We start from the raw sequence: 14,209 nt of genomic DNA, 5'->3' as shown, positions 1-14,209 counted from the left end.
ATGACAACATCAATCCAACCGGGAACCCTGTACGTGGTTGCCACCCCCATAGGCAATCTCCAGGACATATCCAGCCGGGCCATCCAGGTGCTTCGCGAGGTCGATCTGATCGCCAGCGAGGATACCCGGCATACCAGAAAACTGCTCAATCATCTTTCCATCCAGACCTCTTTGACGAGCTATTACCGGGAAAAGGAGCAGCACAAGGCCAGGGTCCTGCTGGAAAAACTGTGCCAGGGCCAGCATATTGCCATTGTTTCGGACGCCGGCACCCCGGGGATCTCCGATCCCGGCAGCGTCCTGGTTCGACTGGCCAGGGATTCCGGCATCACAGTGGTTCCCGTCCCGGGCCCCTCAGCCCTGACCACGGCCCTGTCCGCGGCAGGACTTGAGGAAAGCTCTTTTTACTTCGGTGGTTTTCCACCGGCAAAAAAAACGGTGCGGAAAAAGTTGTTCCAGCAGCTGGCCTCCCTGCCCTGTACGCTCATCTTCTATGAATCACCACACCGGATAAAGGAGTGTCTCGCCGACGCTCTGGCCATGCTTGGCAATCGTCAGGCCCTCCTGTTCCGCGAACTGACCAAGCTCCACGAAGAGTGTCTGCAGGGCAGCCTGGAAGAGATCCTTGATTCTCTGCCCGGCCGGGTCCGGGGAGAACTGGTGCTCATTATCCGACCTGACACCATCACCGCCGAGGACAGGCCGGAAAACACAGCCGATCTGCTCCGCTGGTACCGGGACACCCGGGGCGCCTCGCTCAAGGATGCGGTCAAGATCATTGCCACCGATCTCGGCATTTCCCGGTCCCGCCTGTACCAGGAAGCTCTGTCCATCTGGCACGAGGACAAAGACAGATAGAGCCTGTTTATTACCCGAAAATCGCCCCATGGCGTGGTGCTGCCGGGGTGATTTTCATGGTCTGTTGGGGCTGGACAGTGCCGAAGTATGGTCAGTAAAACTGCCCTGCCCCGAAAGAGGTACGCTCCCTCTACTGAATCATCAGAAAATCCAAAACCTTGATATTTTTCTGTCGCGGGCGCCGGGCAGTTCCACGGGTACTTGCTGAAAAAGGAAACTTTCAGTATCAGGAAGATTTCTTTTCAGTACAATGGCTGAAAAAAACAGAAAATATCGCGTTTCCGATACCCGGCGTCAGGCAGCATGAAAATATCAACCAGGCTTTTTCTCTATATTTCCTCCCTGATTATCCTCAGCTCCATCGGCCTTGGATGCATATCCGTGCGGGACGAGCGGGTGCATCTCATGGACGAAGCCAAGATGACCGCCCGAACTCTGGCCAGGACCCTGGCCACGACGTTTAAATACTATCATATCACCGACCAGTACCAGCGCCTTGGCGAGCTTATCCACGCTGTGGTACCGGTCGATCGGGATGTCAACAATCTGTTGATCAACATATACGATCGCCAGGGACAGATGGTCGATCTCAGCTTCGAACATGGGGTCAACCGGCATGCCATTCAGCGAGAGCGCACACCGGTGGATTTTTCCAGGGGCGGGAATGAGCAGATCATTACTGAAGGCAGCCACGAATACTTTTCCGTGATCAGTCCCATCAAAAACAGCCGCGGTGAACTCCAGGGCGGGGTGGAGATCCTCCTCTCCCTGGACAGTATCAACAACACCCTGGCCGGACTGGTCCGCAAGTTCATCATCTTTATCGTCCTGACGGCCCTGCTGCTCGGCCTGGTTCTCTACCTGGTCTGCCACTGGAACATCACCCTGCCCATCGGTCGCCTCAAGGAGGCGGCCAAGAACCTGGGCCATGGCGATCTGGGCTTGCGAATCGAGAAGAGCGGGGTTACCGAACTCGACGAGCTCATTGAAGAATTCAACCGCATGGCCCATAATATCGAAAGACAGAACCGCAGAAAGGAACAGCTCTTCCAGGAAAAGATCAACCTGGAAAGGGGATTGCGGCACCGGGACAAGCTGGCCTCCATCGGCCAGCTGGCCAGCGGCCTGGCCCATGAGATAGGAACCCCGCTCAATGTGATAAGCGGCCGGGCCGAATATCTCCTTAAGAAAAGCGGTGACAGTGAGGCCAGGGCAGAAAACCTCGAGGTCATCATCCGCCAGGCCGAACGGATCACCAGGATCATCCAGCAGATGCTGGCCTTTTCCCGCAAACCCACCGCCGAGTTCAAACAGGTGGAGCTGGAAAAGATCATCACCGAGGCCTTTTCTCTCTGCCAGCTCAAGCAGCGTAAAGACCATCCGGCGGTGGAACTGGAGCTGGAACTTGCAATCCAAACCCTGATGGCTGACGCCGATGGGTTGCGGCAGCTCTTTGTCAACCTGATGCTCAACTCCTTTCACTCGATGAAAAACGGCGGCACCATCAAAGTGTCCAGCAGGAGGGAACAGGCCAAACCCGGTGAGGTGGTCCTCACCTACGAGGACTGGGGCGAGGGTATTCCCGGAGAGCTGGCCGAACGGATTTTCGATCCCTTTTTCACCACCAAGGAGGTGGGCGAGGGAACCGGTCTTGGCCTCTACATGGTGGCCAGTATCATCCAGGAGCACCAGGGCCGTATCACCCTGGACAGGGAAGTGAGCAGGGGGGCCCGTTTCATCATCCACCTGCCGGCAAATCCGCACCGGGCCACCACCGCCGGGGCTGAGGCGTAAGAACGGGAGCAGCGACAGGGACGCAGACTTCATGGCCAACTACACGAAAACAGATATCCTGGTAGTCGAGGATGACCGGGACATGCGGCAGCTGATCGACGAAGTTCTCTCTGAACGCGGCTACGGGGTCATCACCGCTGCCAACGGCCGGGAGGCCCTGGACATCCTGCAGAAAACACCCTGTCCCATTGTAGTTTCCGACCTGAAGATGCCGGTCATGGGCGGCGAGGCCCTGCTCGACGAGATCAGCGCCCGGGATGTGATCAAGCCCTTCATCATACTGATCACCGCCTTTGGCGACATTGACGAGGCTGTACGGCTGATAAACCAGGGGGCGTATGACTATATCATCAAGCCCTTCAAGATGGAGCAGCTGCTCATCGCCGTTAACCGGGCGGCTGCCGAGCTGGCCATGCGCCAGAAGATCCAGGAGCTGGAACAGATCACCAGGGACCGGTGCCGGCTCCATGATCTGGTGGGCAGGAGTCCGGCCATGCTCCGACTTTTTCACTTCATCGAACGGATCGCCGACTCGGCCGGCACAGTCCTGCTCGAGGGCGAGACCGGTACTGGCAAGGAGGTCATTGCCCGGGCCATACACCGGGCATCGGTTCGCAGTGAGGCTCCCTTTGTGGCGGTGAACTGCGCCGCCATTCCCGAAGGATTACTGGAAAGCGAACTGTTTGGTCATGTCCGGGGGGCCTTTACCGACGCAACAACCGATAAGAAGGGACTTTTCGTGGAAGCGGCCGGTGGGACCATCCTCCTTGATGAGATCGGAGAGATGCCGCTGGCGGTCCAGGCCAAAATCCTCCGGGTCCTCCAGGAGCGACAGGTGCGGCCGGTGGGCTCCAATCGATCCATACCGGTGGATGCCCGGGTCATTGCCGCAACCAACAGAAACCTGCGGAAGGAGGCGGGGCAAGGCAGGTTCCGGGAAGACCTCTACTACCGGCTCAACATCTTCAAGATCGAGGTGCCCCCTCTGCGGGAGCGCCGGGAAGACATTCCCCTGCTGATCAATGCCTTTTTAAGCCGCCATGAACAGGCCGGCCTCAAGGCCGTGGTTTCGAGGGAAGCCATGCGTCTTTTCCTCGATTACCCGTGGCCGGGCAATATCCGCGAACTTGAAAACGTGATCGAGCGGTGTGTTTTCCTGGCCGAGGACGGGGTGATCTCCCTCCGGGACCTGCCCGGAGAGATGCTGGAATCCTGCCGGGAACCCGGCCTCTTCGGCAAGGAACCCATCCGGCCGCTGGCCGAAGTGGAAGAGCACTATATCCGCCATGTGCTGGACAGGTGCGGGGGAAACAAGCAAAAAGCAGCCACCCTGCTGGGGATCAACCGGAAAACCATCCTCCGTAAACTGAAAAAGCAGCAGGTGCCCGGCCAGTGAAGGACTCCCGGAAACTCTTCAGAGCACCGCCGAGATAACAGCTTGCATTTCCTCGAGATCAAAAGGCTTGGCCACCGAGGCGATAAAACCATACTCGCGGCAGTTCGCCAGGACCGGATCGTTTGAATAGCCGCTGGCCACGATAACCCGGGCCTTGGGATTGATGTCAAGAATCCGGCGGACGGCCTCCCGGCCGCCCATCCCGCCGGGGATGGTCAGGTCCATGATGATAAGATCCACCGGGGTGCCAGCGTCGAGCAGTTCCTGGTAACGCTGGACCGCTTCTTCACCATCACGGACCAGAATGGCTTCATGGCCGAGATGGGCCAGCTGGGAGGCAGCCAGGCTACGCAGCATCTCCTCGTCATCCATCACCATGATCCGGGCCCCGGTGGTCGCCGGGGTGATGTCCAGAGTATCCCCGCGTTCCAGATCCACCTGCTCGGAGGCCGGCAGATAAACATGAAAAGTCGTACCCTGGCCCGGTTCCGAGTGCACCTGGATATACCCATCATGCTTGGTGATGATCGAGTGACAGATGGCCAGTCCCAGGCCGCTTCCTTCCTGCTTGGTCGTATAGTAGGGATCAAATATCTTGTCGATGATTTCCCGGGGAATACCCACACCGTGATCCTTAATGGTTATCTGGACGAATTTTCCCCGGTGAATACTCAAAAGCGTCGCGGCGCCCACATCCTCCACATTGGCACAGCGTACCTCGATCCGTCCGCCCTCGGGCATGGCATGGCGGGCATTGATGATGATGTTCTGGATCACCTGGCTTATCTGGCCCACATCCACGGAAACCGGCCAGAGATCGTCTGGAATATCGTACTCACAGTAAACCTGGCTGCCATGGAGGACAAAATCCGCCGCCTCGCGGATAAGCTGGGGCAGTGTTGCGGTCTCCTTTACCGGATCACCACCCTTGGCAAAGGTCAGCAGCTGCTGGGTCAGCCGGGCGGCGCGGCTGGTGGCCTTTCTGGCCTCGGACAGGAGCCGGGTGGCCTTTTCCTCTCCTGAGACCAGCCGGGCAGCCAGATCGATATTGCCCAGGATAGCGGCGAGGATATTGTTGAAGTCGTGGGCGATCCCTGCGGCCAGAATGCCGACGGATTCCAGCTTTTTCACCTTGAGCAGCTCTTCTTCCATCCGCTGCTCATTGGTGACATCTCGAAAGACCAGGACCACGCCAATGATCCGGCTCTCGCTGTCACGGATGGGTGCCCCGCTGTCGGCAATGCTCCGCCTGGTACCATCGCGGGCAATCAGGGTCGTATGATTGGCAAGACCTATGATCTTGCCCGTTTCCAGAACCCGCTGGATGGGATTTTCACAGGGCTCACCGGTTTTTTCACTGATGATATTGAACACCTCGGAGACCGGCCGGCCCCGGGCCTCGTCATTGGACCATCCGGTAAGTTGCTCGGCCACCCTGTTCAGAAAGACTATGGTCCCGTGGGTATCGGTGGTGATGACTCCGTCGCCGATGGAGCGCAGGGTGACGGCCAGCTGTTCCCTTTCCGCGGCCAGAAGCTGTTCGGCCTGTTTGCGTTCGGTAATATCACGGACCACTGCCACCACATAGCGTCGGCCGCCAAACTCTCTGTACTTGAGTCCCACCTCGGACCAGAACAGCTCCCCGTTTTTCCTCCTGGAGCGCCAGTCAAAGCGCTGGGGACCATGCTCGATGGTGCGGGTAATCTTTTCAATGGCATCTTCCGAGGTATAGGGCGGCTCGTTAACGCTGAGGGTCCCGATGTTCTGGGCCAGCGCCTCCTCGTAGGAGTAGCCAAACATCTCCAGCATGGCCTGGTTCACATCGATAATCTCGCCGGTCTGCGCATCATGGATGAGGATGGCATCACTGGGAGTATTGAATATTTCCCGGTACTTCTCTTCCGACTGCTGCAGGTCGTGCCGGGAAGCGAGAAGTTCTTCGGCCATGGTGTTGAGCATTTTTTCGATCAGACTCCACTCGTCGGAGCGGTGCATTCTGATGCGGGCCGTGAGATCACCCTGGCTGAAGGCGGTGAGGGTTTTCTTCACCATCTCCATGGGCTCATTGATGGTCGAGCGGAGAAACCAGGAGGTGGCCACGATCACGCCGGCCATCCCAAGCAGGGCGATCACCAGCAGGGAGGCTCCGGTACCGAGGAAAAACTCCGTAATATTCTGCGCTGTGACCCGGGTACTGCTGGCGATCTCCGCATCCATATCCCTGAGCAGGGACAGGCTCGTCGCCCTGGCACTGTTGAACGCTTGGATCTCATTAGTGAAGTCCTCCATGGTCTTCTGATAGCGGTCCACCAGGTCACGATATTTTGTCACCTGGGCCAGAAGGTGACTGCCATGTTCCGAGGTTTCCCGGTTCGAGACCGCGATCATCTGCAGGTTGAGAACCAGGTCGTCGAGCCTGGTGCGCAGACCTTTTTTCTGCGCCTCTGGTACCCCATGACCGGTGGCCAGTTCGGCGAACTTTTTTCCTATATCGAGCAGGCTGTAGCGATAGTCCAGGATCTGGACGGAGAGCTGCTCTGTAAACGAGGTGTCCTGGCCGGCGAAGATCTGGTTAATGGTCTGTTCGGCAATGATCTCGTCCAGCATATCGAGCTCGCTGAAGATAGCCTGTTCCAGACTGTTTTTTTCCTGGAGCAGGTTGTTGAGAACAGCGGCGCAGGAGAGGATGGAGCGGAGATGCTCCACGAGATGACGGACAGAACTGTTGAGCTCCGGATCAGTGGAGAGAGCGACGATTTTTTCACCCATACCAAGCAGCTGATCGCCCTGGGTCTTGAGAAAGTCATTCCGGCCGTAAAAGGTGTTGAACAGCAGGTTGCTTTCAGCGAGCAGGCTGGCAAGATCGCGGCCGACCTGGGCGTTTTTTATCACGGTTTCCATGTTCCGGGTCACGCTGTTCACCAGGACCTGGCGCGAATAGGCCAGCGACAGGGTCATGACAACCACCATAAGCAGAAACACCAGGCCGATCACCCGGTTGAACAGGCGTATCCTGGACGTTATCGACATGGCAGCAAGACGCAGGCGACCCGACACTGTCTCTCTCCCCTACTCCTCTATCCGGACGAGCTGGGTCCCACGCAGGAGCATGGGCCTGGCCCTGATACCCAGGTTCTTCATGGTGGTCACGTTGAGCACCCGTTTTCCGCGATAGTTTCTGGTGATGGGAATTTCTGCGACCGGGGTTCCGGTCATGGCCCGAAGCAGTTTGGTGGCGGCGGTTTCCCCCTGTTCTTCCCCGCTCTTGATCACCGAGCAGAGCACCCCGTATCGCACCGAATGCAGATCTGTACCGGCGGTGGGGCCGCCAAAGGCCTTGACGACCAGCGGGATGACCTCTTTACTGGTCAGTGGCTTTCCGTCTCCATCGGGGATCCCTTCCAGCGTTTCAATAAAGAGAAGATCGCAGCGCCGCCTGAGGTCATCCACCGTGACCAGGGCCTCGTCAAGGGTGGCGGGCAGATAAAAGCCCAGGCTCTTTGCCGGATATGTTTCCTTTTCCTGATCCACCTGGTTTCTTACCAGGGCGGCCACCGGACTTTTCTTCATGAGAAAACACACGGTCTGGATCCTGGAAAGCTGGCCGGCAAAGACGATGGATTCCCGGATATGGAGCCGTTCGAGAATTCCGGAGACATTGCGGCCGGGATAACCGTACCGGTGGGGATCGGCGTTGACCCCGCAAAACATCACCGGAGTGTTCACCTTATCAAGCAGATAGGGCACGACAAACATTGACTGGGCATTATCATCAACAGCAATCACGCCGTCGGGTTGCCACTGACGGTAGACTTCATAGGCCTGCCTGGCCTTCCGCCGACCACCTGCAATGTCTTTCTTGGTATCCAGGTAGAAGTACCGGATATCGCAGTCCCCGGCCAGCACCTGATCGATACCCCGACGGATGGCCTGAACCCAGGGATAGTCCTGTTCATAACTCATGACCACCAGGACCTTGTACTGTTTTGCCGCCCCGGCGGTCGCCGGAGTGAGTAGAGAGAGGAGCATGAAGAGAATAAGGATGAGCGTGCCACAAAATGTCCGGCTCCAGGATACATCATCTTTCATGATCATCTAAGCTCCTGTCCGTCTGGGGTCATGCCCCTGGCTTGGTTCAACTCAGGTTCTCCTTCTCAAGCAGAAAAAACTAATACGTATCCACCGGAGTGGCAATGGTGGCGAAAAAAAATACTGGTCCTGCCCCAGATACCCTCTCTGCCAGCCCATGCATACGGATTACAACCGGTCGGCTGGCAGCCGGTGAATATGACGGTTTCCCGCCTGCGGCGATGCGACCGGACCGATTCCTGAACATGGGGGTGGCCTGTAGCGTGTACTTGCCTTATAGTATACCTGCTTGCGGCTGACTGGCTGCCAAAGGACGGTAACCTCCACTGCCAGTGCATTGAAAGGCACATGGATCTGTTGTTGCTTTCACGGTGAATTACGGCAGATCACAGAAAAATATTTATTTTTTCGTCACCAACTCAAAATAGTGGATAAAGGTGGTGAATACCGCATGGGGGGGGGTGAATGATGAACAGGCACAAAGAGGCTTGCGATTTCACCATTTTCGGTGTCCTTGGCGACCTTTCCCGCCGCAAACTGATCCCGGCCCTTTACCAGCTGGACCGGGCCCGGCTGCTTGACGATAAAACCCGGATCATCGGCGTGGCCCGCCACGAGCTCAGCCAGGACGCCTTCATTGCAAGAATGCAGGGGAGCCTGGAGACCTTTGTCGGCGAACCCCTTGACTCCGAGGTGGTCAACCGGCTGCTCGGGCGGATGCAGTATGTGCTGATCAATCTGGACCGGCCGGAAGAGTACCGGAGGCTGGACAAGGTCGTGGACCAGGAGCAGCGGATTCTGATCAACTATTTTTCCGTTTCACCTTTTCTCTATGGCAACATCTGCACCGGCCTGGACCATGCCGGACTCATTACCCCGACCACCAGGGTGGTTCTGGAAAAACCCATCGGCCGGGACCTGGCCACCTCCAGGGCGATCAACGACGCGGTGGCAAAAGTCTTTACCGAGGAACAGGTGTACCGCATCGACCATTACCTGGGTAAGGAAACGGTAATGAATCTTCTCGCCCTGCGTTTTGCCAACTCCATCTTCACCACCAACTGGGACCACAACACCATCGACCATGTGCAGATCACCGTTGCCGAACAGGTAGGCATCGAGGGACGCTGGGGCTATTTTGACAAGGCCGGCCAGCTCCGGGACATGGTCCAGAATCATCTGATGCAGATCCTGACCCTGGTGGCCATGGAGCCGCCGGTCGACCTCAACGGCGACAGCCTGCGCAACGAAAAGCTCAAGGTGCTCAAGGCACTGCGACCGATCACCCGGGAAAACGTGGAGGACAAGGTGGTCCGCGGCCAGTACGGCCCCGGTTTTATCAAGGGTAAACCGGTTCCCGGCTACCTGGAGGAGAAAGGCGGCAATCCCCATTCCACCACCGAGACCTTTGTCGCCATCCGGGTTGATATCGACAACTGGCGCTGGGCCGATGTACCTTTTTACCTGCGTACCGGCAAGGCCATGGCCACCAAGCGCTCGGAGGTGGTCATCAACTTCAAGCGTCTGCCCCATAACATCTTTTCCGATTCGTACCGCAAGCTGCCACCCAACAAGCTGATCATCCGCCTCCAGCCCGACGAGGGCGTGGAGATAGAGATGCTCAACAAGGTTCCGGGAATCGGTGAAGGGATCGAGCTGCAGCGAACCATGCTGGACCTGAGCTTTTCCGAGGCCTTCAGCGGCGAGCGGATTACCGATGCCTATGAGCGGCTCCTGCTGGAGATCATGCGCGGCAACCAGGCCCTTTTCATCCACCGCGACGAGGTGGAACGCTCCTGGAGCTGGATCGACTCCATCCAGGATGCCTGGGCCCAGTGCAATGAACCGCCCAAGCCCTACCCGGCCGGTTCCTGGGGCCCGGTGGCCTCGGTGGCGCTGCTGGCCCGGGACGGCAGGGAGTGGGAAGAGTAACCCCATCCAAACATCCTTTAAGAAAGGTAAGGCGATGCAACATCCTGTGGAGAAGTTTCCCGATTCAGCCACCCTGGCGGCCGAACTGGCCAGCCGCATCGGCCATCTTCTCGCCGATGCCACGACAGTCCGGGGCCGGGCCAGCCTGGCGGTTTCCGGCGGTTCCACACCCATTCCCCTGTTTGAGCGGTTGGCGCATCTGGATATTCCCTGGGAGCAGGTGGTGATCACCCTGGTGGACGAACGGTGGGTGGAGCCAACCAGTACGGATTCCAACGAACACCTGGTCCGGACCCATCTCCTCCGGGACCGGGCGGCCCGGGCTACCTTTATCGGTCTGAAGAACCAGTCCCTGCGCGCCCGGGATGGCGAGACCGGGTGCGAAGAGCACCAGAACCTCGTTCCCCGGCCCTTTGATGTCCTGGTCCTGGGAATGGGCAGCGACGGTCACACGGCCTCGCTCTTTCCCGGCGCCGATACCCTGGCGGCAGCGACAGATATGCTGTCGGGGCGCCACTGCATTGCTGTAACCCCGGTGGCCGCCGCCCACGAACGCATGACCCTGACCTTGCCAACCATTCTTGATTCGCACCAGATCTTTCTCCATATCACCGGCCAGGAAAAATACCGCGTCCTGGAAAAAGCCCTGGCCGAGGGACCGGCCGGTGAAATGCCCATCCGCTACATCCTGAGACAGAACCTGACTCCAGTGACCATCTGCTGGGCACCATAATCCGGAAGAGACCATGCACCCGACCGTTGTACAGGTAACCAACCGTATCATCGAACGCAGCAGGAAAAACCGGGAGGCCTACCTCCAGAGAATGGAGGCCGCCCGGGGCCAGGGCGTGTTCCGGGCCAGGCTGCCCTGCAGCAACCTGGCCCATGACCTCGCTGCCTGCAAGGATACCTGGTGCAGCGACCTGCTTGAAGAGAAGGCACCGGCCATCGGCATCATCACCTCCTACAATGACCTGGTCTCTGCGCACCAGCCTTACGGCAGCTATCCCCAAATCATCAGGGAAGCAGTGGCCGAAGCCGGGGGCGTGGCCCAGGTGGCCGGCGGGGTGCCGGCCATGTGCGACGGCATCACCCAGGGAGAACCGGGCATGGACCTGAGCCTGATGAGCCGGGACGTGATCGCGCTGTCCACGGTGATCGGCCTGTCTCATAACGTCTTTGACGGCGTCCTGCTGCTCGGGGTCTGTGACAAGATTGTGCCCGGCCTGCTCATGGGCGGGCTCCAGTTCGGCCATCTGCCCATGATCTTGGTCCCGGCCGGGCCCATGCCCCCCGGCCTGCCCAACCGGGAAAAGGCCCGGGTTCGCGAACTCTATGCCCAGGGTCGGATCAGCCGCAAAGAGATGCTTGCGGCCGAGCTTGCGGCCTATCACAGCCCCGGGACCTGCACCTTTTACGGGACCGCCAACTCCAACCAGCTGATGGCGGAGATGCTCGGCCTGCACCTGCCCGGAGCCTCCTTTGTCGGCGCCGGCACGCCCCTGCGCGAGCAGCTCACCCGGGCCGCGGCCAGGCGGGCAACCGAGATCACACACCTGGGGGAGGAGTACATTCCCCTGGGCCGGGTGATCTGTGAACAATCGGTGGTCAATGCCATGGTGGGTCTGCTGGCCACCGGCGGTTCCACCAACGAAACCATGCACCTGGTGGCCATTGCCCGAGCCGCCGGGATCCGCATCAACTGGGATGACTTCGGTGATCTCTCGGAAGTGGTGCCACTGCTGGTCCGGATCTATCCCAATGGTCCCGGTGACATCAACTCCTTCCAGCAGGCCGGGGGCATGGCCCTGCTGATCCGCGAACTGCTGGCAAACGGCCTGGTCCATGACGACGTCCAGACCGTGGCCGGTTTCGGACTCTCCAGGTACCTGAAACGTCCGGTCCTTCGGGACGGCCGCCTGGTGTGGGAGGAAGGGCCGGAGGAATCCTCTGATCCGGAGGTCATGGCAACAGCCAGCAGGCCCTTTGCCGACAAAGGTGGAATCAAGGTGCTCTCCGGCAACCTGGGCCGGGCGATCATGAAGATATCGTCCCTGGCCGATGGAGAAAACACCCTGATCGAGGCCCCGGCCATGGTTTTTGACAGCCAGCAGGAGCTGGAAGAGGCCTTCCACGCCGGCAGGCTGGACCGGGACCTGGTGGCGGTGGTCCGTTTCCAGGGCCCCCAGGCCAACGGCATGCCGGAACTGCACAAACTGATCACCTTTCTCTCCATCATCATGGATCGCGGCTTCACCGTCGGCCTGGTCACCGACGGACGGCTCTCGGGCGCCTCGGGCAAGGTGCCCTTTGCCATCCACTGCACGCCCGAGGCCTTCTGTGGCGGGATGCTGGCCAAGGTCCGGGACGGCGACCCCATCCGCCTGGATGCACGCCACAGTCGTCTCGAGCTGCTGGTGGACGACCGGGAGCTCGAGGCACGGGAATTCGCCACTCCGAACCTGGAGGCGCACCGGTACGGCTTTGGCCGCCAGATATTCGCGCCCCTGCGCCGCGACCTGCTCGGGGCCGAGGAGGGCGGAACCTCCCTGTTCACTTATGTCCACGAAAGCTGCCATGTGGTCTTCCCCAAGGACAACTGACCGCCACCCCATGCAAAGGAGGCATGTGCACGATGCAGAACTGGAATCTATCCCCCCGGAAAATCCTTGAAGATGGCCCGGTAATCCCGGTACTGGTGATCGAGGAGCTCGAGCGGGCCGTGGACCTTGCCCGAGCCCTGGTCAGGGGCGGAATCCGGGTCCTGGAGATCACCCTTCGAAGTGACGTGGCCCTGGAGGCCATACAACGCATCAGGTGCGAGGTTCCCGAGGCCCTGGTCGGGGCCGGGACCGTCACCTCGGCAGCCGACCTGGAGGCGGTAGTCGCGGCCGGGGGAAGTTTTGCCATCAGCCCCGGCCTGTCCACGTCCCTGCTCAGGGCGGCGAGCCAGGGCGAGATACCGCTCATCCCGGGTATTGCCACGGCCTCTGAACTGATGCAGGGGTTGGAACTTGGCTATGACACCTTCAAGTTCTTTCCTGCCGAAGCCAGCGGCGGCATCTCCATGCTCCGCGCCCTGGCCGGGCCCTTTCCCGGTGTCCGGTTCTGCCCCACCGGCGGTATAACTGGGGAGAACTATCTTGACTACCTGGCCCTGGAAACGGTGACCTGCGTCGGCGGATCCTGGATCGTGCCCGGCCAGTTCCTGGCAGACCGGGACTGGGAGGGCATCACCCTGCTGGTCCGCCAGACCCTGGCAGCGGCCAGTACCACCTGAACATCACCGCTCCCTGCTGCGAGCTGCTGCCTGATTCATGCCCCCTCCCATTGTTCTCATCGCCGGCCTTGGCCTGCTCGCCTTCATTGGTTGCTTCATCTACGCCCTTATCAGGGCATCAGCAGACCATGAGCAACAGCGGGCGGTCCTCCTGGAAACATTCTGCAACCGGCATGGTTTCACTTTTGCCTCCAGGGTCGATGGACGCCATGACCTGCGGTCAAAAATCCGCTCCTTCAACTGTATCGGGGAGGCCAGAAATCCAGTGGTCCAGGCCGCCTTGCACACCGATCCGTCCGGTCGCTTCTATCTCTTTGACCAGATGAAGATATCCAGTACCTCGAGCGGTGGATTCTACACCATCTGCCTGGCCGAACAGGACCGTCCTTTCGCAGTCCCGGACCTTGTGATAACCGAGGTGGAAAACCGGCTGGCAGCAGGGATTTCCCGCGCAGTCCCCGGCAGCAGAGGGTTTGCTCCGGTGCTGACCGGGGAGAGCTCCTTTGACAACCGCTTTGTTGTCTTTGCCGCGGATCCCGACCGGGCGGTTAACGCGCTCTGTCCGGAAGTGCGTCGGTTGCTGCTTGCCCAGGCTGCCGTAATCAGGGCCCGGATCGTGCTCCAGGTACAGGGCAACCGGCTGGTGGTTCACAACAGTGGCCAGGGGCTGCGAACCCTCGATTCCGTGGAGGAACTGGCAGCCCTCTTCCACCTGACCCATCAGCTTGCCAGGCAATGGGTCTCCCGGCCAGGATCGCCATCCGGACAGCAATCTCCCTGAAGCACCACCACCCGAGGGGCCTGGCCGGGACATTTTGTCCCACCCCTGTCCCAAACTGTCTCATCTCACCAAACCCGGA

General features: G+C 59.5%; 10 protein-coding genes. 8 read left to right on the top strand and 2 right to left on the bottom strand.

Annotated features, from left to right (window positions below):
• The 3 genes from rsmI to GF1_RS05725 all read left to right on the top strand — a co-directional run bounded on the left by rsmI (position 1) and on the right by GF1_RS05725 (position 4,048).
• Positions 1 to 858: a 16S rRNA (cytidine(1402)-2'-O)-methyltransferase gene (gene rsmI, locus GF1_RS05735; protein WP_267928679.1), complete on the top strand. Its 858-nt coding sequence runs from the start codon at positions 1 to 3 to the stop codon at positions 856 to 858.
• 303 nt (positions 859 to 1,161) lie between these two features.
• Positions 1,162 to 2,652 (top strand): sensor histidine kinase, encoded by a 1,491-nt coding sequence (locus GF1_RS05730; RefSeq protein WP_267928678.1) that lies wholly within the window; start codon positions 1,162 to 1,164, stop codon positions 2,650 to 2,652.
• Between the two features lie 31 nt (positions 2,653 to 2,683).
• A complete protein-coding gene (locus GF1_RS05725) occupies positions 2,684 to 4,048 on the top strand; it encodes a sigma-54-dependent transcriptional regulator (protein ID WP_267928677.1) in 1,365 nt (454 codons plus the stop codon).
• 18 nt (positions 4,049 to 4,066) lie between these two features.
• Here GF1_RS05725 and GF1_RS05720 read toward each other — a convergent pair whose 3' ends face one another.
• A complete protein-coding gene (locus GF1_RS05720; protein ID WP_267928676.1) occupies positions 4,067 to 7,105 on the bottom strand; it encodes a PAS domain S-box protein in 3,039 nt (1,012 codons plus the stop codon).
• 12 nt (positions 7,106 to 7,117) lie between these two features.
• Positions 7,118 to 8,137: an ABC transporter substrate-binding protein gene (locus GF1_RS05715; protein WP_267928675.1), complete on the bottom strand. Its 1,020-nt coding sequence runs from the start codon at positions 8,135 to 8,137 to the stop codon at positions 7,118 to 7,120.
• Positions 8,138 to 8,602: 465 nt separating this feature from the next.
• Between GF1_RS05715 and zwf the strand changes: the two genes are divergently transcribed.
• Genes zwf through GF1_RS05690 form a run of 5 tightly spaced genes read left to right on the top strand, consistent with a single transcriptional unit; the run spans position 8,603 to position 14,130 of the window.
• Positions 8,603 to 10,069, top strand: a complete 1,467-nt coding sequence (gene zwf, locus GF1_RS05710) for a glucose-6-phosphate dehydrogenase (RefSeq protein WP_267928674.1) — start codon at positions 8,603 to 8,605, stop codon at positions 10,067 to 10,069.
• Between the two features lie 34 nt (positions 10,070 to 10,103).
• Positions 10,104 to 10,802, top strand: a complete 699-nt coding sequence (pgl, locus tag GF1_RS05705) for a 6-phosphogluconolactonase (RefSeq protein WP_267928673.1) — start codon at positions 10,104 to 10,106, stop codon at positions 10,800 to 10,802.
• 13 nt (positions 10,803 to 10,815) lie between these two features.
• Positions 10,816 to 12,672: a phosphogluconate dehydratase gene (gene edd / locus GF1_RS05700; protein WP_267928672.1), complete on the top strand. Its 1,857-nt coding sequence runs from the start codon at positions 10,816 to 10,818 to the stop codon at positions 12,670 to 12,672.
• A 32-nt stretch (positions 12,673 to 12,704) separates the two neighbouring features.
• Positions 12,705 to 13,349, top strand: coding sequence for a bifunctional 4-hydroxy-2-oxoglutarate aldolase/2-dehydro-3-deoxy-phosphogluconate aldolase (locus GF1_RS05695; RefSeq protein ID WP_267928670.1), 645 nt, complete (start codon positions 12,705 to 12,707; stop codon positions 13,347 to 13,349).
• Positions 13,350 to 13,386: 37 nt separating this feature from the next.
• Complete coding sequence (locus GF1_RS05690; protein WP_267928669.1) at positions 13,387 to 14,130, top strand: hypothetical protein; 744 nt, start codon at positions 13,387 to 13,389, stop codon at positions 14,128 to 14,130.
• The last annotated feature ends 79 nt before the right edge of the window (positions 14,131 to 14,209 follow it).

It is taken from the genome of Desulfolithobacter dissulfuricans (assembly GCF_025998535.1).
GTDB classification, from domain to species: domain Bacteria; phylum Desulfobacterota; class Desulfobulbia; order Desulfobulbales; family Desulfobulbaceae; genus Desulfolithobacter; species Desulfolithobacter dissulfuricans.
This window is presented reverse-complemented; position numbering and strand designations above follow the sequence as displayed.

What these genes read in the sequence shown, in the direction of transcription:
- GF1_RS05690 (WP_267928669.1), top strand. Translation starts at nt 13,387, where the DNA reads ATGCCCCCTCCCATTGTTCTCATCGCCGGCCTTGGCCTGCTCGCCTTC.
- rsmI (WP_267928679.1), top strand. Translation starts at nt 1, where the DNA reads ATGACAACATCAATCCAACCGGGAACCCTGTACGTGGTTGCCACCCCC.
- pgl (WP_267928673.1), top strand. Translation starts at nt 10,104, where the DNA reads ATGCAACATCCTGTGGAGAAGTTTCCCGATTCAGCCACCCTGGCGGCC.
- GF1_RS05730 (WP_267928678.1), top strand. Translation starts at nt 1,162, where the DNA reads ATGAAAATATCAACCAGGCTTTTTCTCTATATTTCCTCCCTGATTATC.
- GF1_RS05725 (WP_267928677.1), top strand. Translation starts at nt 2,684, where the DNA reads ATGGCCAACTACACGAAAACAGATATCCTGGTAGTCGAGGATGACCGG.
- GF1_RS05695 (WP_267928670.1), top strand. Translation starts at nt 12,705, where the DNA reads ATGCAGAACTGGAATCTATCCCCCCGGAAAATCCTTGAAGATGGCCCG.
- zwf (WP_267928674.1), top strand. Translation starts at nt 8,603, where the DNA reads ATGATGAACAGGCACAAAGAGGCTTGCGATTTCACCATTTTCGGTGTC.
- edd (WP_267928672.1), top strand. Translation starts at nt 10,816, where the DNA reads ATGCACCCGACCGTTGTACAGGTAACCAACCGTATCATCGAACGCAGC.
- GF1_RS05715 (WP_267928675.1), bottom strand. Translation starts at nt 8,137, where the DNA reads ATGAAAGATGATGTATCCTGGAGCCGGACATTTTGTGGCACGCTCATC.